23 protein-coding genes are annotated in these 25659 nt (G+C 61.5%); 11 read left to right on the forward strand and 12 right to left on the reverse strand.

What is annotated here, in order from left to right:
* Positions 1-26 precede the first annotated feature (26 nt).
* The 4 genes from ACP6KB_RS01870 to ACP6KB_RS01885 all read right to left on the reverse strand — a co-directional run bounded on the left by ACP6KB_RS01870 (position 27) and on the right by ACP6KB_RS01885 (position 4694).
* Complete coding sequence (locus tag ACP6KB_RS01870) at positions 27-1001, reverse strand: serine/threonine protein kinase (protein WP_442111713.1); 975 nt, start codon at positions 999-1001, stop codon at positions 27-29.
* Between the two features lie 165 nt (positions 1002-1166).
* Positions 1167-3068, reverse strand: coding sequence for a PhoX family protein (locus ACP6KB_RS01875; protein WP_442111715.1), 1902 nt, complete (start codon positions 3066-3068; stop codon positions 1167-1169).
* 64 nt (positions 3069-3132) lie between these two features.
* Positions 3133-3897, reverse strand: a complete 765-nt coding sequence (locus ACP6KB_RS01880) for a TOBE domain-containing protein (protein WP_442111716.1) — start codon at positions 3895-3897, stop codon at positions 3133-3135.
* A gap of 59 nt (positions 3898-3956) precedes the next feature.
* Entirely contained in the window at positions 3957-4694 is a 738-nt protein-coding gene (locus ACP6KB_RS01885) for a ComF family protein (RefSeq protein WP_442111718.1), read from the reverse strand.
* A gap of 90 nt (positions 4695-4784) precedes the next feature.
* Here ACP6KB_RS01885 and bioB point away from each other — a divergent pair, with 90 nt between their 5' ends.
* The 9 genes from bioB to ACP6KB_RS01930 all read left to right on the forward strand — a co-directional run bounded on the left by bioB (position 4785) and on the right by ACP6KB_RS01930 (position 15125).
* A complete protein-coding gene (bioB, locus tag ACP6KB_RS01890; protein WP_442111720.1) occupies positions 4785-5843 on the forward strand; it encodes a biotin synthase BioB in 1059 nt (352 codons plus the stop codon).
* A gap of 7 nt (positions 5844-5850) precedes the next feature.
* Positions 5851-7023: an 8-amino-7-oxononanoate synthase gene (gene bioF / locus ACP6KB_RS01895; protein ID WP_442111721.1), complete on the forward strand. Its 1173-nt coding sequence runs from the start codon at positions 5851-5853 to the stop codon at positions 7021-7023.
* Positions 7016-7747, forward strand: a complete 732-nt coding sequence (locus tag ACP6KB_RS01900) for an alpha/beta fold hydrolase (protein ID WP_442111723.1) — start codon at positions 7016-7018, stop codon at positions 7745-7747. The genes bioF and ACP6KB_RS01900 overlap by 8 nt, the downstream gene beginning before the upstream one ends.
* Complete coding sequence (gene bioC / locus ACP6KB_RS01905) at positions 7740-8564, forward strand: malonyl-ACP O-methyltransferase BioC (protein ID WP_442111725.1); 825 nt, start codon at positions 7740-7742, stop codon at positions 8562-8564. The genes ACP6KB_RS01900 and bioC overlap by 8 nt, the downstream gene beginning before the upstream one ends.
* 1 nt (position 8565) lies before the next feature.
* Entirely contained in the window at positions 8566-9246 is a 681-nt protein-coding gene (gene bioD, locus ACP6KB_RS01910; RefSeq protein ID WP_442111726.1) for a dethiobiotin synthase, read from the forward strand.
* A 107-nt stretch (positions 9247-9353) separates the two neighbouring features.
* Entirely contained in the window at positions 9354-9650 is a 297-nt protein-coding gene (locus ACP6KB_RS01915) for a pyrroloquinoline quinone biosynthesis protein PqqE (RefSeq protein WP_442111728.1), read from the forward strand.
* A 258-nt stretch (positions 9651-9908) separates the two neighbouring features.
* Entirely contained in the window at positions 9909-11714 is a 1806-nt protein-coding gene (locus ACP6KB_RS01920; RefSeq protein ID WP_442111730.1) for a phenylacyl-CoA dehydrogenase, read from the forward strand.
* Between the two features lie 225 nt (positions 11715-11939).
* Positions 11940-13223 (forward strand): GGDEF domain-containing protein, encoded by a 1284-nt coding sequence (locus tag ACP6KB_RS01925; RefSeq protein WP_442111731.1) that lies wholly within the window; start codon positions 11940-11942, stop codon positions 13221-13223.
* A gap of 123 nt (positions 13224-13346) precedes the next feature.
* Positions 13347-15125, forward strand: a complete 1779-nt coding sequence (locus ACP6KB_RS01930; protein WP_442111733.1) for an acyl-CoA dehydrogenase C-terminal domain-containing protein — start codon at positions 13347-13349, stop codon at positions 15123-15125.
* Between the two features lie 238 nt (positions 15126-15363).
* Here the strand turns inward: ACP6KB_RS01930 and ACP6KB_RS01935 are convergent, their stop codons facing one another.
* Positions 15364-16287 carry a LysR family transcriptional regulator gene (locus ACP6KB_RS01935; protein WP_442111735.1) on the reverse strand — a complete coding sequence of 308 codons (924 nt, stop codon included), beginning with the start codon at positions 16285-16287 and terminating at the stop codon, positions 15364-15366.
* A gap of 158 nt (positions 16288-16445) precedes the next feature.
* Here ACP6KB_RS01935 and ACP6KB_RS01940 point away from each other — a divergent pair, with 158 nt between their 5' ends.
* Positions 16446-17726 (forward strand): aspartate aminotransferase family protein, encoded by a 1281-nt coding sequence (locus tag ACP6KB_RS01940; RefSeq protein ID WP_442111736.1) that lies wholly within the window; start codon positions 16446-16448, stop codon positions 17724-17726.
* Positions 17727-17869: 143 nt separating this feature from the next.
* On the forward strand, positions 17870-18028 hold the full coding sequence (locus ACP6KB_RS01945; RefSeq protein ID WP_003177654.1) for a YqaE/Pmp3 family membrane protein: 159 nt from the start codon (positions 17870-17872) through the stop codon (positions 18026-18028).
* Positions 18029-18108: 80 nt separating this feature from the next.
* Here ACP6KB_RS01945 and ACP6KB_RS01950 read toward each other — a convergent pair whose 3' ends face one another.
* The 7 genes from ACP6KB_RS01950 to pqqF form a co-directional block, all read right to left on the reverse strand.
* Entirely contained in the window at positions 18109-19944 is a 1836-nt protein-coding gene (locus ACP6KB_RS01950; protein WP_442111738.1) for a S9 family peptidase, read from the reverse strand.
* Entirely contained in the window at positions 19910-21070 is a 1161-nt protein-coding gene (pqqE, locus tag ACP6KB_RS01955; RefSeq protein ID WP_442111740.1) for a pyrroloquinoline quinone biosynthesis protein PqqE, read from the reverse strand. Before pqqE ends, ACP6KB_RS01950 begins: the two co-directional genes overlap by 35 nt.
* Positions 21042-21317: a pyrroloquinoline quinone biosynthesis peptide chaperone PqqD gene (gene pqqD, locus ACP6KB_RS01960; RefSeq protein WP_442111742.1), complete on the reverse strand. Its 276-nt coding sequence runs from the start codon at positions 21315-21317 to the stop codon at positions 21042-21044. The genes pqqE and pqqD overlap by 29 nt, the downstream gene beginning before the upstream one ends.
* Complete coding sequence (pqqC, locus tag ACP6KB_RS01965; RefSeq protein ID WP_442111744.1) at positions 21314-22069, reverse strand: pyrroloquinoline-quinone synthase PqqC; 756 nt, start codon at positions 22067-22069, stop codon at positions 21314-21316. The genes pqqD and pqqC overlap by 4 nt, the downstream gene beginning before the upstream one ends.
* Positions 22070-22077: 8 nt before the next feature.
* A complete protein-coding gene (gene pqqB / locus ACP6KB_RS01970; protein WP_442111745.1) occupies positions 22078-22989 on the reverse strand; it encodes a pyrroloquinoline quinone biosynthesis protein PqqB in 912 nt (303 codons plus the stop codon).
* 67 nt (positions 22990-23056) lie between these two features.
* Complete coding sequence (gene pqqA / locus ACP6KB_RS01975) at positions 23057-23128, reverse strand: pyrroloquinoline quinone precursor peptide PqqA (RefSeq protein ID WP_008365141.1); 72 nt, start codon at positions 23126-23128, stop codon at positions 23057-23059.
* A gap of 141 nt (positions 23129-23269) precedes the next feature.
* Positions 23270-25636 (reverse strand): pyrroloquinoline quinone biosynthesis protein PqqF, encoded by a 2367-nt coding sequence (pqqF, locus tag ACP6KB_RS01980; protein ID WP_442111747.1) that lies wholly within the window; start codon positions 25634-25636, stop codon positions 23270-23272.
* Between the last annotated feature and the right edge of the window lie 23 nt (positions 25637-25659).

The raw sequence follows: 25659 nt of genomic DNA on the forward strand, positions 1-25659 counted from the left end.
CTATTGTAGACAGACTTGCCCGCGCTTCAGAACAATTTCAGCGGTTCTTCATCCAGTGCCGCCATCTGCTCGCGCAGGGCGAGAATCTGGTCGCCCCAATAGCGTTCCTGGCCGAACCACGGGAAGCTGCGTGGAAACGCCGGATCGTCCCAGCGGCGTGCCAGCCAGGCGCTGTAGTGCAGCAGGCGCAGGGCGCGTAGTGGTTCGATCAGGGCCAGCTCACGTGGGTCGAAATCGTGGAATTCGTTGTAACCGTCCATCAGTTCGGCCAGCTGGCCCAGACGCTCCTGACGGCTGCCGGCCAACATCATCCACAGGTCCTGAACGGCCGGGCCCATGCGGCAATCGTCGAGGTCGACAATGTGGAACACCTCATCGCGGCACATCATGTTGCCGGGATGGCAGTCACCATGCAGTCGAATGATCTGGTGCGGGGTGTTGGCATAGATGGCTTCGACGCGCTTGAGCAGGTCGCGGGCGACGGACTCGAAAGCGGGCAGCAGGCTTTTCGGTACAAAGTTGCCTTCAAGCAGGGTATTGAGCGAGGCGTGACCGAAGTTATCCACTGCCAGCGCTTCGCGGTGCTCGAACGGGCGGGTTGCGCCGACTGCATGCAGGCGACCGAGCAACTGACCCAGGCGATAGAGCTGATCCAGGTTGCCAGGCTCTGGCGCGCGGCCGCCGCGGCGTGGGAACAGGGTGAAACGAAAGCCGCTGTGTTCGAACAGTGTCGTGCCGTTGTGGATAAGTGGCGCCACTACCGGGACTTCACATTCGGCCAGCTCGGCGGTGAAGGCATGTTCTTCGAGAATCGCTGCATCAGTCCAGCGGTCGGGGCGATAGAACTTGGCGATCAGTGGTTCAGCGTCTTCGATGCCTACCTGATAGACACGGTTCTCATAGCTGTTGAGTGCCAGAACGCGGGCGTCGCTGAGAAAGCCGATACTCTCCACCGCGTCGAGGACCAGATCGGGGGTGAGTGTGTCGAAAGGATGAGACATGTCGGCTCCTGCTGTGCGGTTGCCTGCATGGTATCGCACAACAGCCTGTAGGTGCGGCGGTGCGGCGACCCGACTTGCCCTGCGATAGCGGTGTATCAGATAGATCGCTATCGCGGGGCAAGCCCGCTCCCACAGGCGGTGTAAGACAGTTGCCCGACCGTTTTGTCAGGCGCCGACGATGCCGCCGTCTTCGCGGACGATGGCCATTACCGAGGAGCGTGGTTTGCCATTGGGCAGGTGCTCGGGGAAGGTCGAGCCGCCGGTTTCACCCGGATGCTGAATCCCCACGAACAAGGTGCGTTGATCAGGCGCAAAGGCGATACCGGTCACCTCGCAACCCACCGGGCCCACCATAAAGCGACGAATCTCGCCGCTGACCGGGTCGGCACAGAGCATCTGGTTGTTGCCCATGCCGGCGAATTCGCCAGCGTTGCTGTAATCACCGTCAGTGAGAATCCACAGCCGGCCCGCAGCATCGAAGCCCAGGCCGTCGGGGCTGTTGAACATGTTCTGCGGGGTGATGTTGCTGGAGCCGCCCTTGGCATCGCCGGGGTGGACCGCAGGGTTGCCGGCCACCACGAACAGGTCCCAATCAAAGCTCATGGCGCCATGATCATCTTCGCTTTCGCGCCAGCGCAGAATCTGCCCGTAGAGGTTCTTCTCGCGTGGGTTGGGGCCGCCCACCGGTTGGCCTTCTTCGCCGCGTTTGACGTTGTTGGTCAGGGTGCAATAGATCTGGCCGTCCTTGGGGCTGACCACGATCCATTCCGGGCGGTCCATGCGGGTGGCCTTGAGCAGGCTGGCAGCCAGGCGCGCGTGGATCAACACCTGGGCCTGGCTGGCAAAACCGTTGGCAGCATTCAGGCCATTCTTGCCGTGGGTCAGCTCAAGCCACTGGCCTTTGCCGCGCGGATGGTCGGCGTTGCTGTCGCCGTCGTCGAAGCGCGCGACATACAAAGTGCCGTGATCGAGCAGGTTGCGGTTGGCGCTGGGGTTTTTGTGGTCAATGCGGTCACGGCTGACGAATTTGTAGATGAACTCACCACGCTCATCATCGCCCATGTACACCACGGCGCGGCCATCGCGGGTTTCGCCAAGCCCAGCGTTTTCGTGCTTGAAGCGGCCTAGGGCAGTGCGCTTGACCGGTGTCGAGTCCGGGTCGAAGGGATCGATCTCTACCACCCAGCCATGCCGGTTGAGTTCGTTGGGGTTCTTGGCCAGGTCAAAGCGCGGATCGTGCTGATGCCAGCCCACTTCCTTGCCGGTCACCGAGGCGCCATAGCGTTTTTGCCCGGCATCAAACACCTGAGCCGGATCGCTGCTGCCGAAGCAGTCGGTGAAGTTTTCTTCGCAGGTCAGGTAGGTGCCCCACGGGGTTTTGCCATTGGCGCAGTTCTGGAAGGTGCCGAGCACCTTGCGCCCGCTGTTGTCGGCTGCGGTTTTCAGCCAGGCATCACCGGCCGCCGGGCCACTGACGCGAATCGGCGAGTTGCCGTGGATACGCCGGTTGTAGGGCGAGCCCTGAACGAACTGCCACTGACCGTTGTTGCGCCGCACTTCAATCACCGATACGCCTTCGGCAGCCTGCGCCTTGTGCACCTCTTCGGCAGAGGCCGGTTGCCCGCCGTGGGCGAACAGGTAGCGGTAGTTGGTGTACTCGTTGTTGATCGCCATCAGCGCCCGATTGGCATCATCGGCGAAGGGGAACAGGCTCATGCCGTCATTGTTGTCACCAAACTGCAGCTCCTGGGCCTTGGCGCTGCCGTTACCGCTGACGTCGAAGGCGGGCGAGTCCGCGTGCAGCGGCTGGCCCCAACTGATCAGTACCGAGGCTTTGTAGCCTGGCGGCAGGCTGATGCTGTCAGCGGTTGCGCTGGGGATGCTGGCAAAGCCGAGCAGGCTGCTGTTGGCCGCACTGACGCTGGCGGCCATGACGCTGCGGCTGAGCAGATTGCCACCCAGAAACAGCGCTGCGCCGCACAGGGCGCCGGCGCCAATGAAGCGACGGCGGCTGAGGCTGACCAGTTGTTCGAGGTCGGTAGTTTGGTGTTCTTCTAATAGGTTCATGACAGGCTTCCTGCGGGTTTGGCAGTCACCTTAGTCAGCACTTATGACGGTTTTGTGTCCGTTTTTATAAGGGCGTTCCGATAAGTACGTAGGACGGCTGGAATTGAACGCGAATCTCGCTGCCTGCGGTCACGGCATGGCTGTTGAGCCAGGCAGGCTCGGCAAAGGCACACAGGGTTTGCCCATTGCTCAAGGTCAGGCGAACTTCGGTGGGCCCCAGCGGCTCGTCAAGCAACTGCTCAACCTTGGCTTGCAGGCAGTTGTAGCCCGCATGCGGGCTGTCGTGCGGCGCGAGCAGGGTCAGCCAGCCCGCTTTGATCAGCGCCACCACCGCGGTGTCGGGCGTCAGCTCCAGGCGCTGGGTGCTGTCGCGGGTAATCAGTGCGTCGATGCTCAAGTTACCCGCCAGGGCCAGACTGATGCGGTCGTAATGGCCTTCGGCCTGAATGGCACTCACGCGGCCGTGCAACTGGTTTCGCGCACTGGTGCGCAGCATCAGGCGTCCGAGTAAATCGAGGTCGCTGGCATCTTCGGCGGCTTCCAGGATCTGTGCCTGCAGGGCTTGCAGGCGTTGATACAAGCGCAGCACCCGCTGACCTTCCTCGGACAGTTTGGCGCCACCACCGCCACGCCCGCCGACACTGCGCTCCACCAAGGGGCTGGCGGCCAGGTTGTTGAGTTCGTCGATGGCATCCCAGGCAGCCTTGTAACTCATGCCAGCGCTTTTTGCCGCGCGGGTGATCGAACCTTGTTCGGCAATGTGCTGCAGCAAGGCGATGCGCTGCGGACGGCGGACGATGTGTTGAGTGAGCAGGGCTGGCAGGGACATGTGCGGGCACGGGCTATGGGCGGTATCAGCCACGAAAGTGCCCGCAGCCTGACGGCAAGTCAAGCGCTGCCGGGCTTGGCCGTGCGTGCCAGGCAATAGATATCGACGCGCCGGGCCCCGGCCTTGAGCAGCAGGCTGGCCAGCGCCTGGGCAGTGGCGCCGGTGGTCAACACATCATCGATCAGGGCGACGTGGCGGCCTTCGATGGGGGCGGAGGTTGTCACGCTGAAGGCCTGGTGCAAATTACGCTGGCGTTCCCGGGCACTGAGGCCTTGCTGGGCAGCGGTGTCGAGCAGGCGTGTGAGCACCTGTTCGTTGCAGGCAATGCCGGTGTGCCCGCTCAGCCAGCGAGCCAGCATGGCGGCCTGGTTATAACCGCGCTGGCGCAAGCGACGACGGCTCAAGGGCACGGGTAGAAGCAGCGTTGGGCGCGGCAGGTCTTCGTTGTAACGGTGATTCAGCCAGCGGCCAAGCAACTGTGCCAGCAGGTTACCCAGCGGCCACTGGCTGTTGTACTTGAACCGGCTGATCAGCGCGTCCAACGGGAAACCATAGTGCCAGGGCGCCTCAACTCGATAGAACGCCGGGGGCCTGCGGCGGCATTCAGCGCAGGTCAGCCCCTGCATCGGCAAAGGCAGGGCGCAGGTCTGGCAACCATCGTCGAGCCAGGGCAACTCGGCCTCGCAGGCAACGCACAGCGGGTAGGGCTGTTCAGCTGGTTCGTCGCAGAGCAGGCACGCATGGTTATTATTTAACCAGTTGTAAACCATGCTTTTCAGTGGTGGTTGACAGCGCATCGGCCTTCCTTAACTATGCGAGCTATCCGTGATGCGCTGGCGGGCAGTCCTGCCCCGGCGCCAGTCAAAGCCTAAAACAAGGAACCGCCGATGAGCGCCAGCACAACTGCAACAACACGTCACGACTGGTCCCTGGCTGAGGTCAAGGCGCTGTTCCAACAGCCGTTCAACGACTTGCTGTTCCAGGCGCAGACCGTGCACCGCGCGCACTTCGACGCCAACCGCGTGCAGGTCTCGACCCTGCTGTCGATCAAAACCGGCGCTTGCCCGGAAGATTGCAAATATTGTCCGCAGTCCGGTCACTACAACACCGGGCTGGAAAAGCAAAAGCTGATGGAAGTGCAAAAGGTCCTTGAAGAAGCGGCCCGCGCCAAAGCCATCGGCTCCACCCGCTTCTGCATGGGCGCGGCCTGGAAACATCCTTCGGCCAAAGACATGCCCTACGTGCTGCAGATGGTCAAAGGGGTCAAGGCCATGGGCCTGGAAACCTGCATGACCCTGGGCAAGCTCGACCAGGAACAGACCCAGGCGCTGGCCGAAGCGGGTCTGGACTACTACAACCACAACCTCGACACCTCGCCGGAGTTCTACGGCAGCATCATCACCACCCGTACCTACAGCGAGCGTCTGCAGACCCTGTCGTACGTGCGTGATGCCGGGATGAAGATCTGCTCGGGCGGGATCCTCGGTATGGGCGAATCGCTGGACGACCGCGCTGGCCTGTTGATCCAACTGGCGAACCTGCCGGAGCACCCGGAGTCGGTACCGATCAACATGCTGGTGAAAGTGGCCGGCACACCGCTGGAGAATGCCGAAGAGGTCGACCCGTTCGACTTTATCCGCATGCTCGCTGTGGCCCGGATCCTGATGCCGAAATCCCATGTGCGGCTGTCGGCCGGTCGTGAGGCGATGAACGAGCAGATGCAGGCCCTGGCGTTCTTCGCTGGCGCCAACTCGATTTTCTACGGCGAAAAACTGCTCACCACCGCCAACCCGCAAGCCGATAAAGACATGCAGCTGTTCGCCCGCCTCGGTATTCAGCCTGAAGCGCGCGAAGAGCATGCCGATGAAGTTCACCAGGCCGCAATCGAACAGGCCCTGATCGAACAAAAGAGCAGCGAGATGTTCTACAACGCCGCCTCGGCCTGAGGCGGTCATGGCTTTCGATCTTCGTGCGCGGCTGGAACAACGCCGCGCCGCTGACCTGTACCGGCAGCGCCCATTACTGCAAAGCCCGCAAGGCCCGGAAGTGGTGGTCGACGGTCAGCCGTTGCTGGCCTTTTGTAGCAACGACTACCTGGGCCTGGCCAATCATCCCGAGGTGATCGCCGCCTGGCGTGCTGGCGCCGAGCGCTGGGGCGTGGGTGGTGGCGCTTCGCATCTGGTGATTGGCCACAGCGCGCCGCATCACGAAGTGGAAGAGGCCTTGGCCGACCTCACTGGCCGCCCGCGCGCACTGCTGTTTTCCACCGGCTACATGGCCAATCTGGGCGCACTGACCGCCTTGGTGGGGCAGGGCGACACGGTCCTGCAAGACCGCCTCAATCACGCCTCGCTGCTGGATGCCGGGTTGCTCAGTGGCGCACGCTTCAACCGCTACCTGCATAACGATGCGGCAAGCCTTGCCAGTCGCCTGGACAAGGCGGTGGGCAATACCCTGGTGGTCACCGATGGGGTTTTCAGCATGGATGGCGACATCGCCGACCTGCCAGCCCTGGCCTCAACTTCCAAGGCGCGCGATGCCTGGTTGATGGTCGATGACGCCCATGGCCTGGGTACCCTGGGCCGCAACGGTGGCGGGATCGTCGAGCATTTCGGTTTGAGCCATGAGCAGGTGTCGGTGTTGATCGGCACGCTGGGCAAGGCCTGCGGTACGGCCGGTGCGTTCGTGGCGGGCAGTGAAGAACTGATCGAATGCCTGATTCAATTCGCCCGTCCTTATATCTACACCACCAGCCAGCCACCTGCGCTGGCCTGTGCCACCTTGCGCAGCCTGCAATTGTTGCGCAGCGAGCACTGGCGCCGTGAGCATCTGGCCGCACTGATCCAACAGTTTCGCAGTGGCGCCGAGCAGATCGGCCTGCAGTTGATGGACAGCTTCACCCCGATTCAGCCGATCCTGATTGGCGACAGCGCGCGTGCCTTGCGCCTGTCGCAGATGCTGCGTGAGCGCGGCTTGCTAGTCACCGCTATTCGCCCGCCGACGGTCCCGGCTGGCAGCGCGCGCCTGCGGGTGACCTTGAGTGCGGCGCACAGCGCGGCGCAGGTGCAGCTATTGTTGGATGCGTTGGCCGACTGTTATCCGCTGCTGGAGCCTGCTGATGCGTAATCGACTGATACTGTTACCGGGCTGGGGTTTGGGACGTTCTGCACTGCAGCCGTTGGTGGCGGCGTTACGCGCCATCGATCCCGGCTTGCAGGTCGAGATTCATGACTTGCCCACTCTGGTGTCGAGCGAGCCGAAGGACTGGCTCGACAAGCTCGATGGGCAATTGCCGCGCAATGCCTGGCTCGGCGGCTGGTCGCTGGGCGGCATGCTGGCTGCCGAGCTGGCGGCGCGCCGTGGTGATGACTGCTGTGGGCTGATCACCCTGGGCAGCAACCTCAGCTTTATCAGCCGCCCCGATTGGCCGCACGGAATGGCGCCGGACACCTTCCAGACCTTTCTCGAGGGTTGCCGCTACCACACCCAGGTGACCTTGAAACGCTTCATTTCCTTGTGCAGCCAGGGCGCCGAAGAGCCTCGCAGCCTGGCCCGCTTACTCGGCGCCAGCCTGCCGGAGCCTGCTCCCGAGCAACTGGTGGCCGGGCTTGAGGTCTTGGGCAAGCTCGACACCCGCGCTGCGCTGCAGGCCTATGGCGGCCCGCAATTGCACCTGTTCGCTGGCCGTGACGGGCTGGTACCGGCAGAAGTTGCCGGGGTATTGCTAGAAGAACTGCCCGACGTGGAAGTCGGGCTGCTGGAAGACAGTGCTCATGGTTTTGTGATGGAAACACCTCATGAGTTGGCGGCAGCCATAAAGGCCTTTGTACATGAGAGTGGCGATGACTGATCTTTCTCTGCCGGGCCTGCCCGGTGCCTTGCCCGACAAGCGTCAGGTCGCCGCCTCGTTCTCGCGTGCGGCCGCCAGTTACGACAGCGTTGCCGAGCTGCAACGCGCAGTGGGCAGCGCATTGCTTGAGCAATTGCCCGACAGCGTCGAGCCGCAGCGCTGGCTCGACCTGGGCAGCGGCACCGGCTATTTCAGCCGAGCCCTGCGCAGCCGTTTTCCACAGGCCGCCGGCGTTGCCGTGGACATCGCCGAAGGCATGCTCCAGCACGCGCGCGGGCAAGAGGGCGCACACCACTATGTGGCCGGTGATGCCGAGCGTTTGCCCCTGCACAGCGCCAGTGTCGATCTGATCTTCACCAGCCTGGCGGTGCAGTGGTGCAGCGATTTTCGCGCGGTGCTCGATGAGGCCTTTCGCGTGCTGCAGCCGGGTGGTGTGCTGGCGTTTGCCAGCCTCTGTGCAGGAACATTGCATGAGCTGCGCGAGAGCTGGCAGGCGGTCGATGGCCTGGTGCATGTCAATCGCTTCCGTCAGTTGCAGGACTACCAGCGCTTGTGTGCGCACAGTGAATTACGCGTGGTGAGCCTGCAGGCGCGTCCTCATGTGCTGTATTACCCCGATGTTCGTAGCCTGACCCATGAGCTCAAGGCCCTCGGCGCGCACAATATCAACCCGGGGCGCCCAGCCGGGCTGACCGGTCGGGCGCGCATGCAGGGGCTGTTGCAGGCTTATGAGCAGTTTCGCCAAGCGCCAGGGCTGCCCGCCACCTATCAAGTAGTCTACGGTGTACTGCAAAAGCCGCTGACAGAAGGGAATTGAGATGAGCCCAGCCTATTTCATCGCCGGGACCGACACTGACGTCGGCAAAACCACGGTGGCTGCCGGGTTGCTGCATGCAGCGCAGTTGGTAGGACTGAGTACCTTGGGCGCCAAGCCGGTGGCTTCGGGGTGCGCGGCTACCAACAAAGGCCTGCGCAACGATGATGCGCTGGCGCTGATTGCACAGAGTTCGATCAAGCTGCCGTACGACCAGGTCAATCCCTTCGCGTTTGAACCGGCGATTGCCCCGCATCTGGCTGCCCGTGAGGCGGGGGTCGCGCTGAGTGTTCAGGCGTTGCTCAAGCCCATGCAACAGGTACTTGCCCAAGGTGCTGACTTCACCTTGATCGAAGGCGCCGGAGGCTGGCGCGTGCCGCTGTCTGATCAGGCTAACTTGTCGGACCTGGCGATTGCCTTGAAGCTGCCGGTCATTCTGGTGGTGGGTGTGCGTCTTGGGTGTATCAACCATGCCTTACTCAGTGCTGAAGCCATTGCTCGGGATGGTTTGCAGCTGGCCGGCTGGGTGGCCAACATTGTCGACCCGCGCACCTCGCGTCTTGAAGAGAACCTCGCCAGTCTGGCCGAGCGGTTGCCCGCGCCGTGCCTGGGACGGGTACCAAAACTCAAGCAGGCAAGCGCCGAAGCGGTGGCGGAACACTTGCAGTTGGACCTGCTGGACTAGCCTGAGTCTATTGCATGGCAACATGCTATTAGCGTTTTCAACGGGCCTTTTATCGGTGGGTCTGCTTCAATAAGTGCTGTTCGCCTTCAGCATCATGGAGTTTTGACATGGAAATCTCGGGCAACTCAGCATTCTACGCAGGGCTGGGCGCTATCCAGGCCGGGCAGAGCCGGGTCGACCAGGCTGCCAGCCAGATCGCCAACACCACTGTCGAGCGCGCAGCCACCAGCCAGTCCAGTGACTATCAGGCCGAGCGCCTGCGTTCGGTCGATCGCAGTCAGCAAATGGACCTGACCACCAGCACGGTGGAAATGGCCTTGGGCAAGCATCAGGTCGAATTGGGTGTCAAAGTCGCCAAAGCATCCGACGAAATGCTTGGCACATTGATCGACACCTACGCCTGACCTTTCTGGCGCGTTTGCCGCGCACCTTCAACTAGTCTTTGAGTATCAGCGCCTTGCCGTTGCTGGCAGGCGCCTGGCTGCGCGTTCGTGCCGGTTTTCAGCGGCACAAACGCGCAGTTTTACATGACCGGTGAGTCTCCTGGTTGATGCTTGACAAGTTTTCGGCGTAAACGTATGTTTCAAACAACTGTTTGACCGAAAGCCACCAAGAGCTGGTCGGTCTCCCAATCCAGGATTCATCAGCAGAGGTTCATCGCTATGCCTGATTACAAAGCCCCCTTGCGTGATATTCGCTTCGTTCGTGACGAGCTGCTGGGTTACGAAGCGCATTATCAGAGCCTGCCGGCTTGCCAGGACGCCACTCCAGACATGGTGAATGCCATCCTTGAAGAAGGCGCCAAGTTTTGTGAACAGGTACTGGCCCCGCTGAATCGCGTTGGTGACCTGGAAGGCTGCACCTGGAGCGAGTCGGGCGTGAAAACCCCTACCGGTTTCAAGGAAGCCTACAACCAGTTCGTCGAAGGCGGCTGGCCGAGCTTGGCGCACGATGTCGAGCACGGCGGTCAGGGCTTGCCTGAGTCGCTGGGCCTGGCAATCAGCGAAATGGTCGGTGAGTCGAACTGGTCCTGGGGTATGTACCCTGGCCTGTCCCACGGCGCGATGAACACGATTTCCGAGCACGGCACCCCTGAGCAGCAGGAGACCTACCTGACCAAGCTGGTGTCTGGCGAGTGGACCGGCACCATGTGCCTGACCGAACCGCATTGCGGCACCGACCTGGGCATGCTGCGCACCAAGGCTGAGCCTCAGGCCGATGGTTCCTACAAAGTGACCGGTACCAAGATCTTCATCTCGGCCGGTGAACACGACATGGCCGGCAACATCGTGCACATCGTGCTGGCGCGTCTGCCCGATGCACCAGCTGGCACCAAAGGCATCTCGCTGTTCATCGTGCCGAAGTTCCTGCCGACCGCCGAAGGCGCTGTGGGTGAACGCAACAACGTCAGCTGTGGTTCCATCGAACACAAGATGGGCATCCACGGTAACGCCACCTGCGTGATGAACTTCGACGCGGCTACCGGTTACCTGATCGGCCCGGCCAACAAAGGCCTGAACTGCATGTTCACCTTCATGAACACCGCTCGCCTGGGTACCGCGCTGCAAGGCCTGGCCCACGCTGAAGTAGCGTTCCAGGGCGGCCTGAAATACGCTCGCGACCGCCTGCAAATGCGCTCGCTGACTGGCCCGAAAGCGCCAGAAAAAGCGGCTGACCCGATCATCGTCCACCCAGACGTACGTCGTATGCTGCTGACCATGAAGGCCTTCGCCGAAGGTAACCGTGCGATGGTGTACTTCACTGCCAAGCAGGTCGACATCGTCAAATACAGCCAGGACGAAGAAGAGAAGAAGAAAGCCGACGCGCTGTTGGCGTTCATGACTCCAATCGCCAAGGCGTTCATGACCGAAGTTGGTTTTGAAGCGGCCAACCACGGTGTGCAGATCTACGGCGGCCACGGCTTCATCGCCGAGTGGGGCATGGAGCAGAACGTACGCGACAGCCGAATCTCCATGCTGTACGAAGGCACCACCGGTATTCAGGCGCTGGACCTGCTCGGTCGTAAGGTACTGATGACCCAGGGCGAAGCACTCAAAGGCTTCACCAAGATCGTGCACAAGTTCTGCCAGGGCAACGAAGGCAACGAAGCGATCAGCGAGTTCGTTGCACCGCTGGCCCAACTGAACAAAGAGTGGGGCGAGCTGACCATGAAGGTTGGTATGGCCGCGATGAAAGACCGCGAAGAAGTCGGTGCTGCTTCGGTGGACTACCTGATGTACTCCGGCTACGCCTGCCTGGCTTACTTCTGGGCCGACATGGCACGCCTGGCTGCCGAGAAGCTGGCTGCCGGTACTGCTGATGAGGCGTTCTACACCGCCAAACTGCAGACCGCGCGCTTCTACTTCCAGCGCATCCTGCCGCGTACCCGTACTCACGTTGCTACCATGCTGTCGGGTGCCAACAACCTGATGGACATGAACGAAGAGCACTTCGGTCTCTCGTACTGAGTTAGCTGCGGTAACACAAAACGCCTGCCCTCACCGGCAGGCGTTTTTTTTTGGTCTGGTAGGAGCGGGCTTGCCCCGCGATGCGATCTGTCAGTCACATCGCATCGCGGGGCAAGTCGGGTCGCCGCACCGCCGCTCCTACAAAGGGTATTCATCTATTCATGTGCGCTGCCGATACATTAAAGGCACAATGCCATTATTGATCTGCCGGGTCGGAGATTACCCTTGTTTCGTTTATCCGCTGTACGCCCAAGCCACTTCCTGCCGTCAGTTTGTCTGCTGGTGTCTGGGCTCGCTGCCGCGTATGTGAAAGACCTCAACGTCTTTTTCACGTCGCTGTTCAATGTTTTGCCTACCCTGGTTTTGTTGCTGGGTGGTGCCTATTGCACCGTGTATCGCCGTCAGCGCGAGCTGTTCCTGATGGCCACGGTGTACATCGCCTATTTCCTGCTCGATACCCAGGCCGACTTTTACCGTGACAACGCTCGCGTACGGGAAGATGCGGCGGTTGTTTTCCATCTGGTCTGCTTGCTGTTGCCGCTGATGTTCGCCCTTTACGGTGCCTGGCAAGAACGTACCCATCTGTTCCAGGACATGGTTGCGCGCTTTGCCGTTCTGCTGGCCGTGGGCAGTGTCGCCCTGGGCCTGGAGCAAAGTTTTCCCCAGGCGCTGCTGGGCTGGTTGGCCGAGATTCGCTGGCCGTCACTGCATGGCCAGTGGATGAGTTTGATTCAGCTGGCTTATCCGGTGTTCTTGATTGCTTTCGTGGTGCTCGTGGTGCAGTACCTGCGTCAGCCCAGGCCCCTGCATGCAGCGCAGATCGTCGGCCTGATCGGGATTTTCTGGATGCTGCCGCAAACCTTCATCCTGCCGTTCACCCTGAACATCATGTGCAGCCAGGTGATGCTGATGATTGCCGCAGCGGTTTCCCACGAGGCCTATCAGATGGCCTTTCGTGATGAACTGACCGGCTTGCCCGGGCGCCGGGCGCTCAATGAGCGGATGCAGCGCCTGGGGCGTAATTATGTGCTGGCGATGACCGACGTCGACCACTTCAAGAAATTCAACGACACCCACGGTCACGACGTCGGCGATCAGGTGCTGCGTCTGGTGGCGAGCAAGTTGTCGAAGGTCACCGGTGGTGGCCGCGCCTATCGTTACGGGGGTGAAGAGTTTGCGCTGGTGTTCGCCGGTAAAAGCATCGAGGAATGCCTGCCGCATCTGGAAGCAGTACGCGAGGTGATCGCCAACTACAACATCCAGTTGCGTAACCAGGAGAGCCGACCTCAGGACGATCAGCAGGGTCGCCAACGGCGCGGAGCCTCAGCGGCGTCCAGCGTGTCGGTCACCATCAGTATTGGTGTGAGTGAGCGTCTGATCGATCACCGCTCACCCGACGAAGTGCTCAAATCGGCCGACCAGGCGCTCTACAGCGCCAAGGGCGCGGGGCGTAACTGCGTCATGGCTTATGGTCATCAGGCCAAGCGTGGGGCAATTCGTACGGTGTGACTAAAGTTGACCATTCGGTCGCTAGATGACCCTATGTCTCGCAAAAGTTGTTCGGTTACACTGCCTGCATAACAGTGACGCGGTCCCGTGGGGCCGCCCCCGACTCTAGTGTGAGAGGTTGCCATGGCTGACTATAAAGCGCCCCTGCGCGATATGCGCTTCGTCCTCAATGAAGTCTTCGAAGTGTCCAAACTGTGGGCGCAATTGCCGGGCTTGGCCGAAGCGGTCGATGAAGAAACCGCTCTGGCGGTGCTGGAGGAGGCGGGCAAGGTCACTGGCAAGAGCATCGCCCCGCTCAGCCGCAGTGGCGATGAAGAAGGCTGCCATTGGGACAACGGTGCCGTGCGTACCCCAGCCGGTTTCATCGACGCCTACAAAACCTATGCCGAAGGTGGTTGGGTTGGCGTTGGCGGTGACCCGGTCTACGGCGGTATGGGCATGCCCAAGGTGATCTCGGCGCAAGTCGAGGAAATGGTCAACTCCTCGAGCCTGGCGTTTGGTCTGTACCCGATGCTGACCGCGGGCGCCTGCCTGTCGATCAACGCGCATGCCAGTGATGAGCTCAAGGAAAAGTACCTGCCGAACATGTACGCCGGTGTCTGGGCAGGCTCCATGTGCCTGACCGAACCGCATGCAGGCACTGACCTCGGGATCATTCGTACCAAGGCCGAGCCTCAGGCTGACGGCAGCTACAAAGTCAGCGGCACCAAGATTTTCATCACCGGTGGTGAGCACGACCTGACCGAAAACATCATTCATCTGGTGCTGGCCAAGCTGCCGGACGCACCGGCCGGGCCAAAGGGCATTTCCCTGTTCCTGGTACCCAAGTTCCTGGTCAACCCGGACGGTAGCCTCGGCGCGCGCAACCCGGCCAACTGTGGCTCGATCGAGCACAAGATGGGTATTCAGGCTTCGGCCACCTGCGTGATGAACTTCGATGAAGCCGTAGGTTATCTGGTCGGTGAGCCGAACAAAGGCCTGGCGGCAATGTTTACCATGATGAACTACGAGCGCCTGGGCGTGGGTATTCAGGGCCTGGCGTCGGCCGAGCGCTCTTACCAGAACGCCATCGAATACGCCCGTGACCGCCTGCAGAGCCGTGCACCGACCGGCCCGCAAGCCAAGGACAAGGTCGCTGATCCGATCATCGTGCATCCGGACGTGCGCCGTATGCTGCTGACCATGAAGGCGCTGAACGAAGGTGGCCGGGCTTTCTCCACCTATGTGGCGATGCAACTTGACACCGCCAAGTTCAGCGAAGACGCCAGCACCCGCAAGCGTGCCGAAGACCTGGTCGCCCTGCTGACCCCGGTCGCCAAAGCGTTCCTGACCGACCTCGGCCTGGAAACGGCGGTGCACGGCCAGCAAGTGTTCGGTGGCCATGGTTACATTCGCGAGTGGGGCCAGGAGCAACTGGTGCGCGACGTGCGCATCACCCAGATTTACGAAGGCACCAACGGCATTCAGGCCCTGGACCTGATGGGCCGCAAGGTGGTGGGTAGCGGCGGTGCACTGTACAAACTGTTTGCCGACGAGATCCGCCACTTCACTGCCAGTGCTGGCGGCGAGTTGGCTGAATTCGTCAAACCGCTGAATGCGGCGCTGGACAACCTCGACGACCTGACGGCCTGGGTGCTGGACCGCGCCAAGAACAATCCGAATGAAATTGGCGCCGCGTCGGTGGAATACCTGCAGGTATTCGGCTATACCGCTTATGCGTACATGTGGGCACTGATGGCGCGCACCGCATTGGCCAAGCAGGGCGAAGACGATTTCTACGCCAGTAAGCTCGGTACCGCACGCTTCTACTTCGCCCGCCTGCTGCCGCGTATCCACTCGCTCAGCGCTTCGGTGAAGGCAGGTAGCGAGTCGTTGTACCTGCTGGATGCGGCTCAATTCTGACCCAGTCACGTCGTGTAAGCATTTGCTTACACGACGTGATGACTTTTAGCCTCTATCGAAAGATTGGATCCACAGCTAATCTTCACACATGGACGTCGCGCAGGAAGCGCACTGTACAGAACACGGACACGTAGGATTCCTGCCAGGATGGTGGGGCGAAAAGGATGTCAGGGAAACAGTCTGCAAAGCCCCGCCTCGGCGGGGTTTTCTTTTGCCTGAAGAAAAGTTGCAGAGGGCTTCAGCCCAGTACGTCCAGAGGAGAGACCCCAAGGTGCCGAGGGTCGGTTTCCTCTTCCAGCAGGGTGCGCAGCAGCTCGACCGAAGCTTGCTGGCGCTGTGCGTCGCGGAACACCAGGCCAATCTTGAGCGGCACGCGCGGCTCACTCAGTGGCTTCCACAGCAGTTCCTGATCGTCTTCGACCACTTCCTTGGCGCGGCCCGGCAGCACGGTTGCCAGCGAAGTGTGGCCGAGGCTGTCGAGAATCCCGCCCATGTTGTTCATTTCTGCCTGTACCTGTGGCCGCCGGCCCAGGTTGGCCAATTGCGTCTGCCAGATCTGGCGCACCTGAAACTCTTCGCCGAGCAGCAACATGGGCAGCTCGGCAGCCTGCTTGAGCGAGACTTTCTTGAATTCACGCAATGGATGAGTGTTGGGGATGACCAGTTGCAGTTCATCTTCGTACAGCAGCAAGCCGTGTAAGCCAGGTTGGCGTGGCGGCAGATAGCTGATGCCGATGTCCAGGCTGCCATTGAGCAGGCGCCGCTCGATCTCCAGGCCCGACAGTTCGTAAATCTGCACCACCAGGTGCGGCTGTGCCTTGCGCACCTTATCGAGCAACTGCGGCACCAGGCTCGGACGTACCGTTTGCAGGACGCCAATGGCCAGGGTGCGCAGTGACTGCCCTTTGAAGTTGCGCAGCGCCTCGCGGGCCCGCTGCATGCCGTCGAGCAGGGGCAAGGCATGGTTGTACAGCGTGTGCGCGGCGAGGGTCGGCAGCAGGCGCTTGTTGCCACGCTCGAACAGGCTGACATCCAGGCTATGTTCAAGCTGGCGAATCTGCTGTGAGAGCGCCGGTTGCGACAACGACAGGCGCTCGGCCGCCCGGCCCACATGGCCTTCTTCATAGACCGCGACGAAATAACGCAGTTGGCGAAAATCCATAAGTAATACTTATCAAAAATGCTCGAAAAACCAAATGGCTGTTAGCCGCCGATGCGCCTAGTCTATCCCGTATTCACAAGGCTTGCAGGGCCACGAGGCGGGATGAAAACTGTGTATCTCGATATTGTTTACATAGGATTGGCAAAAGGGTTGAAAACATGAATCTGTTCAGTTTTCGCCGCCCGACGCCCGTAGTAGCTGAACGCAAACCGGTAACGGTTACCGAGGCGCCTCGTGACACACTGTCTCGCGAGTACCTGATGCCTGCCACCGAGCGCGCGCCGCAGGTGTTCGTACGCGGTCAAGGCTCCTGGCTTTGGGACAATCAAGGCCACGCCTATCTCGATTTCACTCAGGGCTGCGCAGTCAATAGCCTCGGTCATAGCCCAAGCGTACTGGTCAAAGCCTTAAGCGGTCAGGCCCAGGCGCTGATCAACCCGGGTGCCGGTTTTCATAACCGTGGCTTGCTGAAACTGGTCAACCTGCTGTGCCAGAGCTCCGACAGTGACCAGGCTTACCTGCTCAACAGCGGCGCCGAGGCCTGCGAAGGAGCGATCAAGCTGGCGCGCAAGTGGGGGCAACTGCATCGCAATGGCGCCTATCACATCATCACCGCCAGCCAGAGTTGTCATGGGCGTAGCCTGGGCGCGCTGTCGGCGTCAGATCCGTCGCCCTGCAATCGCTGCGAGCCTGGCCTGCCAGGTTTCAGCAAGGTGCCGTTCAATGACCTGGAAGCCCTGCACGCGGCTGTTGATTCGCGCACCGTGGCGATCATGCTTGAACCGATCCAGGGCGAAGCCGGGGTAATTCCGGCGACCGCCGCGTACCTCAAGGGTGTCGAGCGCCTGTGCCGTGAGCTGGGCATCCTGTTGATTCTGGATGAAGTACAGACCGGTGTGGGCCGCTGCGGTGCCTTGCTAGCCGAGCAAACCTACGACGTGCGCGCCGACATCATCACCTTGGGCAAGGGCTTGGGCGGAGGTGTGCCGCTGGCCGCCTTGCTTGCGCGGGGCAGCGCCTGCTGTGCCGAAGCCGGTGAGCTGGAAGGCAGCCATCACGGCAATGCACTGATGAGTGCAGCGGGCCTGGCAGTGCTGGAGACCGTGCTGGAGCCGGGTTTCTTCGAGCACGTGCAGGATTCCGGACGCCACTTGCGTGACGGCCTGAGCCGCCTGGCCGGTCGTTATGCTCAGGGTGAGGTGCGTGGTCAGGGCCTGCTGTGGGCACTGCAACTGAGCGAAGACAACGCTGGCGAACTGGTCAAGGCCGCGCTGCAGGAAGGCTTGCTGCTGAACGCCCCGCAACCCGATGTACTGCGCTTGTCGCCCGCCCTGACAGTGAGCAAGGGCAACATTGATGAAATGCTTCTGCGCTTGGCGCGGGCTTTTGCCCGGGTGCATTCGGCGCAGCAACACCAGCGTCGTGAAGCCACGGCCTGAGCCCCTCGAATTTTCTGAACCGTCTAGCGTTCCTGCGCATCGCCCTGGGCCTGTAGTTTTTGGCCCGGGGCGTTTTTTTATCGGTTGAACCCTGAGCCAGCGCTACAGTCTGTTCTAGTACATCACTAAAGGGAGCTGCTTCAATGGACTTTATCCGCATCATCATCGCCATTCTCTTGCCACCGCTTGGCGTGTTCCTGCAGGTCGGCTTTGGCGGTGCGTTCTGGCTCAATATCTTGCTGACGTTGCTGGGGTACATTCCGGGCATCGTGCATGCGGTGTATATCATCGCCAAGCGCTAGGTTTTGGTGATCCTGTAGGAGCGGGCTTGCCCCGCGATCTCGATCTGTCAGTCACATTGCATCGCGGGGCAAGCCCGCTCCTACCGGGTGAGTACCCGCTGATAGAACCGCCATTCCTCTTCCAGCGCATGGGCCAGGTTGGCCGCCGTGCGAAAGCCATGACGCTCCGAAGGGTAGAAGTGCCCTTCAGCCTGAATACCATTGGCCTTGAGCGCTGCCAGCATCGAGCGGGTCTGTTCAGGTACGACCACCGCATCCAGTTCACCCTGAAAGAAAATCACCGGCACCTTGATGCCTGAGGCATGAAGCAAGGGCGTGCGCTGCTGATAGCGCTCGGCATCGGCCAGCGGATCACCGATCAGCCAGTCCAGGTAGTCGCCTTCGAACTTGTGCGTAGCCCGGGCCAGCGCTTGTGGATCGCTGACCCCATAGAGGCTGGCACCGGCGCGAAACACATCATGGAAGGCCAGGGCGCACAGCGTGGTGTAGCCACCGGCGCTGCCGCCGCGGATGAACGCCTGGCGCGGGTCGATCAGGCAGCGCTGGGCCAGGTGCTCAACCACCGCGCAGGCATCCTCGACATCAATTTCTCCCCAACGCAGGTGCAGGGCCTGGCGATACGCCCGACCGTAGCCGGTACTGCCGCGGTAGTTGAGGTCGGCGACCGCGAAGCCGCGTTGCGTCCAATACTGGATACGCAGGTCGAGCGCCGGGTAGCAGGCCGACGTCGGCCCGCCATGGACGAAGACGATCAGCGGTGGGCGTTGGCTGCCGTTCATGGCCGGGTAGAAAAAACCGTGAGCGGTGCCGTCACCGCTGGGGTAACTCAGTGGTTGCGGGCGGCTGATGCATTCGGCCGGCAGCGGCGAGGTGCCGCCGGCCAGCACTTGCACATGATGGTCCGCGCGGTTGATGGCAATCACCGCAGGCGGGCGGGTGGGCGATGCAGCAATGGCATAGAACCTGTGTTGATCCAGATCCAGGCAGCGCAAGCGGCTGTACTCGGTTTCTACCGCTTGCAGTGAGCCGTCAGCCTGACACAGGCCAAGGCGATTGAAGCCGCCTTCGAACCAGGTCGCCAGGTACTGTTGTTGATCCAGCGGTAACCAGGTGCAGGCACCCAGTTGCCACGGCGCTGCAGCGTGATCGGCATGGGGGGCCGCAAGTGCACGCCAGCCTTGGTCTGTTTCCCCCCACGGCTGCCAGAAACCGTTGCGGTCAGACAGGCAGTACAAGCGACCCTGTTCATCAAAGCGTGGCTGCTGCAGCGATTGCGCCGGGCCTTGCTGGCCTGCGACGCAAAACGCCTCGCCCCAACCGCCGTCTTCCATCCGCTCACAGCACAGCAGCCTGCTCGCCGTCCAGGGTTGTTCGGGGCGACTCCATTCGATCCAGGCCAGGCGCGTGCCATCAGCGCTCAGGGTCGGCGAAGCATAGAAGTCGGCCCCTTCGGCGAGCACTTCTCGCTGCTGTGCGCTGATGGCCACCAGACGATGTTCAACCCTTTCAGCGCCATGGGTTTCTTCCACCGCCAAAACCTGGCCTGCCGCCCAGCGTAGATCGCCGTAACGGCGTGTGCCTTGGGTCAAGGGCTGGGGCGCACCGCCTTGCAGGTCCTGGCTGTAGAGCTGCTGATCGGCCTCGTTGACGAACACCAGGCCGTTGTCGCTCAGGCAGAAGCTGCCACCGCCGTACTCGTAGACCCGGCTGCGCACGCTGAAGCCATCCGGGGTCAGACAATGCGCCTGGCCATCACGCCAGTGCCAGATCCGACAGGCGCCATCACGCGGGCGGAATTCATTCCAGAACAAGCCCTGAGGACCGACCCGCAATTCGGCAAAGTCGGTGCCAGCGGCTACAGCCTGCTCGGCGCTGAAGCGCTCAGCCACGGGCGATGACACGGGAATTTCGCTCATTGCGGAAGGTTAACTCGTCGATGTTCAACTGGGCGTGCTCGGCTTCTTCGCGGGCTTTGAGGATGATGCCGTGGTCGGCTGACTTGGCGCACACCGGGTCGGCATTGCTGGCATCACCGGTGAGCATAAAAGCCTGACAGCGACAGCCGCCAAAGTCCTTTTCTTTCTCGTCACAGGAGCGGCACGGCTCGGGCATCCAGTCGTAGCCGCGAAAGCGGTTGAAGCCGAACGAGTCGTACCAGATGTGCTGCATGCTGTGCTCGCGCACGTTGGGAAACTGCACCGGTAGCTGGCGAGCACCGTGACACGGCAACGCGGTACCGTCTGGCGTCACTGTGAGGAACACGCTGCCCCAGCCGTTCATGCAGCCTTTGGGGCGTTCTTCGTAGTAGTCCGGGGTGACGAAAATCAGCTTGCACGGATTACCGGCAGCCTTGAGCCGCTCGCGGTACTCGTTGGTGATGCGCTCGGCGCGCTCCAGCTGGGCACGGGTCGGTAGCAAGCCGACGCGGTTCAACTGTGCCCAACCATAGAACTGGCAGGTGGCCAATTCGACGAAGTCGGCATCCAGGGCGATGCACAGCTCGATGATGCGGTCGATCTTGTCGATGTTGTGCCGGTGGGTGACGAAGTTCAGCACCATCGGATAGCCGTGGGCTTTGACCGCGCGGGCCATTTCGAGCTTTTGCGCGAAAGCTTTTTTCGAGCCGGCCAGCAGGTTGTTGACCTGCTCGTCGCTGGCCTGAAAGCTGATCTGGATGTGGTCCAGGCCGGCCGCTTTGAACGCCGCAATTTTTGCTTCGGTCAAACCGATGCCGGAGGTGATCAGGTTGGTGTAGTACCCCAGGCGTCGGCCTTCGCCGATCAGCTCGGCGAGGTCCTGGCGCACCAGCGGTTCGCCACCGGAAAAGCCCAACTGCGCCGCGCCCATTTCGCGGGCTTCGGCCATGACCTTGAACCACTGTTCGGTGGTCAACTCCTGGCCCTGGGCTGCAAAGTCCAGAGGGTTGGAGCAGTAGGGGCATTGCAGTGGGCAACGGTAGGTCAGCTCGGCGAGCAGCCAGAGCGGCAAGCCGACCTCCGGTTTGGCCGGCACTTCACTCAAGGACGATCCAGTGTTCGGCACGGGCGACCTCCATGAATTGCTCGATGTCATCAGCAAGCTCGGCTACACCGGGGAATTGCTGGTCCAGCACGGTGATGATTGCCGCCACATCACGCTGGCCATCGATCAGCCCGCCGATCAGCGCGGCGCTCTCGTTGAGCTTGATCATGCCCTCGGGGTACAGCAGCACATGGGCCTTTTGCGCGGGCTCGTACTGGAAGCGATAACCCGCTCGCCATTTCGGGATGTGTGCGCGATCAAAACTCATAAGGCGATACCTTTGTGCCAGACCCGTTCGCTGGTGACACTGTGATAGGGCGGTCGGTTCAGTTCATAGGCCATGCTCATGGCATCGAGCATGCTCCAGAGGATGTCCAGTTTGAACTGCAGGATCTCCAGCATGCGTTGCTGGGCCTCTACTGTAGTGTAGTGCTGCAGGGTGATCGCCAGCCCGTGTTCAACATCACGCCGGGCCTGGCCCAGGCGCGTGCGAAAGTACTGGTAGCCGGCCGGATCGATCCACGGGTAGTGCTGCGGCCAGCTGTCCAGGCGCGACTGGTGAATCTGCGGGGCGAACAGTTCGGTCAGTGAACTGCTGGCCGCTTCCTGCCAACTGGCGCGCCGTGCAAAGTTGACGTAGGCATCGACTGCAAAGCGAACGCCGGGCAGCACCAGCTCCTGCGAGCGCAGTTGCTCAGGGTCCAGGCCAACCGCCTGGCCCAGACGCAGCCAGGCTTCGATACCACCGTCTTCACCGGGGGCGCCGTCATGGTCGAGCAGGCGCTGAATCCACTCGCGGCGCACCTCGCGGTCCGGGCAATTGGCGAGGATCGCGGCATCCTTGAGCGGAATGTTCACCTGATAGTAGAAGCGGTTGGCTACCCAGCCCTGAATCTGCTCGCGGCTGGCGCGGCCTTCATACATCGCCACATGGTAGGGGTGATGGATGTGGTAGTAAGCGCCTTTGGCGCGCAGGGCCTGTTCGAATTCGGCGGGAGACAGTGCTTTGGCGTCGCTCATGTTGGCTCCTAGAGAGTGATGCTCATACCGTCGAAGGCCACTTCGACGCCGCGGCGATCCAGTTCAGCGCGTTCGGCTGAATCTTCATCGAGGATCGGGTTGGTGTTGTTGATGTGGATAAGTACCTTGCGTTGCCTCGGGAAACCTTCCAGCACCTCCAGCATGCCGCCGGGGCCGTTCTGTGCCAGGTGGCCCATCTCGCGTCCGGTGCGCGTGCCAACCCCACGGCGCTGCATTTCATCGTCGTCCCAGAGGGTGCCGTCGACCAGCAGGCAGTCGGCGTCGGCCATCATCTGCAGCAGGTTTTCATCGACCTGACCAAGGCCCGGGGCATAGAAGAGTTTGCCGCCCGTGCGCAGGTCTTGGACCATCAGCCCGAGGTTGTCGCCTGGGTGTGGATCGAAGCGGTGCGGTGAATAGGGCGGGGCAGCGCTGCGCAACGGGAACGGGGTGAAGCGCAGGTTCGGGCAGGCCTCAATCACAAAGCTGCCCTGCAGCTTGATGCGGTTCCACTGAAGGCCGCCATTCCAGTGGCTGAGCATGTTGAACAGCGGAAAGCCGCTGCTCAGGTCTTGATGGACCATCTCGGTGCACCAGACTTGATGGGGGCAGCCCTCGCGCAAACTCAACAGGCCGGTGGTGTGATCGATCTGGCTGTCGAGCAGGATGATTGCGTTGATACCGCTGTCGCGCAGGGCGCGCGCCGGTTGCATGGGGGCGAAGCCTTGCAGTTGCGCGCGGATATCGGGCGAGGCATTGCACAACACCCAGTGGACGCCGTCGTCGGAGAGGGCAATCGATGACTGGGTACGCGCCGATGCGCGCAAGGTGCCGTCACGAAAGCCTTTGCAGTTCTCGCAGTTGCAGTTCCACTGCGGGAATCCACCACCGGCGGCGGAACCTAGAATCTGGATGTACATGGCCTCTCCTGCCGCGTCTTGAAACAAAAACGCCCCGGCTGACCGAGGCGTTGGCACGCAAGCGAACTCAGCGGCTTGCGAAATACATGGTCACTTCAAAACCGATACGCAGGTCAGTGTAAGCAGGTTTGGTCCACATGGGATTACTCCTTCCGGATAGGTCTGGGGTTGGACATCTACTTATTTAGTTCACCCTCGTCAGGAGGGGCTCTAAAAGCAAAGATTGCGCTATCTTACTAAAAATTGCAGTGCTGAAAGGTTAAATCTGCGATAAACGTCGTTACATTTTTGACAAGAATGACTCGCTTACCCAGCCGCCAGTGTCTGGGGCGGGGCCATTGGCCAGACAAATCCAGCCTTGCCTGGCGTGCAACAGATCGTCGGCACATCGGCGCAGCTTCTGCTCATCTACGCCGAGAATAGCTGCCTTCAGCTCCGTCAGCCGGGCTCGCTCGCGGCCAGCCAGCTGGGCCTGCCAGGCCCATTCGGCGACGTCGGCATTGCTCATGACCGCTTCGTCCATCTGGTCGGCGAGGGCCAGACGGGCTTCGGGGTTACACCTCAGGGTAGACGCTAGGGGCGCAAGAAACTCATGGATATGGCTGAGGATCTGTTCGTGGCTGGCGTTCGCTGACTGTACGCCGAACAGCAAGCCGCTACAGCCCTGTAGCTGACGGAAGGCGCTGAACACGGCGTAGCCCAATTGCAGCTCAACCCGCAGGCGTTGGTAGAACGGCCCCTGAAGGTGTTGTGCCAACAAGCGGCCGCAGGCCTCGTCAGCGGCAGCTAGCGGGCAGAACAGCAGCAGAGCCTGCTCACTGGCGCGGGGCGCGAGCACTTTCCAGCGACGAACCGCCTCTAGCGACAGCGGTCGATGACTGCCTGGGTGTCCGGGAACCTGTTGCAGAGCCGCATTGAGCGCGTGTTGCAAACGCGGCTCGAAACCGCTCGCCATCGCTTGCCACTGGGCCTGCGCCCACAAGCGCTGCAGATCGTTTTCGTTCAACTGGCCGTTGGGCAAGGTTGGCTGTTTGTGGCTGAACAGGTGCTCGGGCAGCAGGCGCAGCAAGACCCGAATCGGCATGTTCTCGGGCTCGCCCATAGGCTCGCTGGCCCAGTCGGCTGCACTTGGGTGTTGCAATACCATCAGCGCTTGCTGGACCACCGAGACGACAGTGTCGGGAATGCCTGCGCAACGCAGTTGCCAGAACGCGTCGCTGGTGTCCAATTGCACGCTGACGCCAGCCTTGAGTGCACGCTCTTTCAACGAGTGCAGCGCTCGATTGACCACCGGCCAGAGTCGATCCTGCAGCGCCGCCGAGACCTGCCAGCGGATGTAGACGACCCCGTGCTGGCGCGCAGGGGGTAGCAACGGGCTCACGGTCAGGCCGGCCGGCAGCGGGTGTGTGCCGGTGTCGGGGAACTGTACGTTGAGCAATGGCTCCGGGGCCGGTAAATACCAGGGCTCAGTGCCTGGCGCTGAGCTGTCTTGCAGCAGTGCGTTGAGCACGCTGTTCAGCGCTTGCTCAGCTTGCTTGTCCATACCTGTAAATGGCCGGGCCGCGCTGTCACGGCAGGCCAGCTCCAGGGCGCTCGCAGTCTGCGCGCGACTCCGCTGCAAGCGCGCGTACTCCTGGTTCAGCGAAGTGCGGTCGGCGTCGCGGAAAAACCGCAACCAATCTTGCAGCAGCTCCTCTACCGGGGCGGCCACCGCAGCATCATTGAGCCTCAGCCGGGTATGCAGCAAAGTCTGCCCGGCAAAGCTGTACAGAGGGGCGCTGTCGATTGCATGCAACCAGCCACGCTGGCGCAGCGTCGCTACCAGTCCGCCGGGGCGTGCATCGGTGAGCCAGGTGCAGAGGTAGTCGATGGCCTGATCCAGGCCTGGTGGTTGTTGCTCAATGACGTGAAGCAGATCCAGTTGCTGGCCGCTCAATCGTGGCGCCAGTCTGCTGTCGGCAAGTTTTACCGGCGCTGAGCGCTCGATCTGCTCGGCACTGGCGAGACGGCTTGCAGCACTGCGTGCCAGCGCTTGAAGTTGCTCAAGGCTTTGCGGACCGCATAGGCTCAAGATCATTTGTCCTGCCTGGTAGTAACGCTGGTGATAGCCCGATAACGCTGCCTGAAAGGCCGGGCTGTGCACCGGCAGACTGTAGCGATTGCCGGCCTGGAAACTGTGCAACGGGTGTTCATTGGAGACGCTCTGAAGCAGCGCGAACTGAGCCTGAGCTTGTGGGTTACGAGACCAGGCGATGAACTCGGCATGGATCACTTCACGCTCGCGCAGTTGTTGCTGCAGATCGAAACACGGGTGAGCGAGCATGTCGCACAAACGCTCAAGACTACCTGCAAACGCCGCTTGCGGGACTTCGAAGAAGTAATCGGTGCTGCGCTCGCGGGTACTGGCATTGACCTGTCCGCCGTGACGCTGCACGTAACGCATCAGGCCATCGTCGACCGGAAAGCGTTGGGTGCCGAGGAACAACAGGTGTTCGAGAAAGTGCGCGAGCCCAGGGTAGGCGCGTGGGGCGTCATGACTGCCGGCCTGCACCCGCACTGCGGCAGCACAGCGCTTTAGCTGCGGGGCGTGGCGCAGGATGACCTGCAGGCCGTTGTCGAGGGTGAGGTGTTGCACAGAGCTAGGCATGACGGTTCCGTTGCAGCGCGAAC

Origin of the sequence: Pseudomonas sp. NUPR-001 (assembly GCF_052147955.1) — a bacterium.
Lineage (GTDB): Bacteria > Pseudomonadota > Gammaproteobacteria > Pseudomonadales > Pseudomonadaceae > Aquipseudomonas.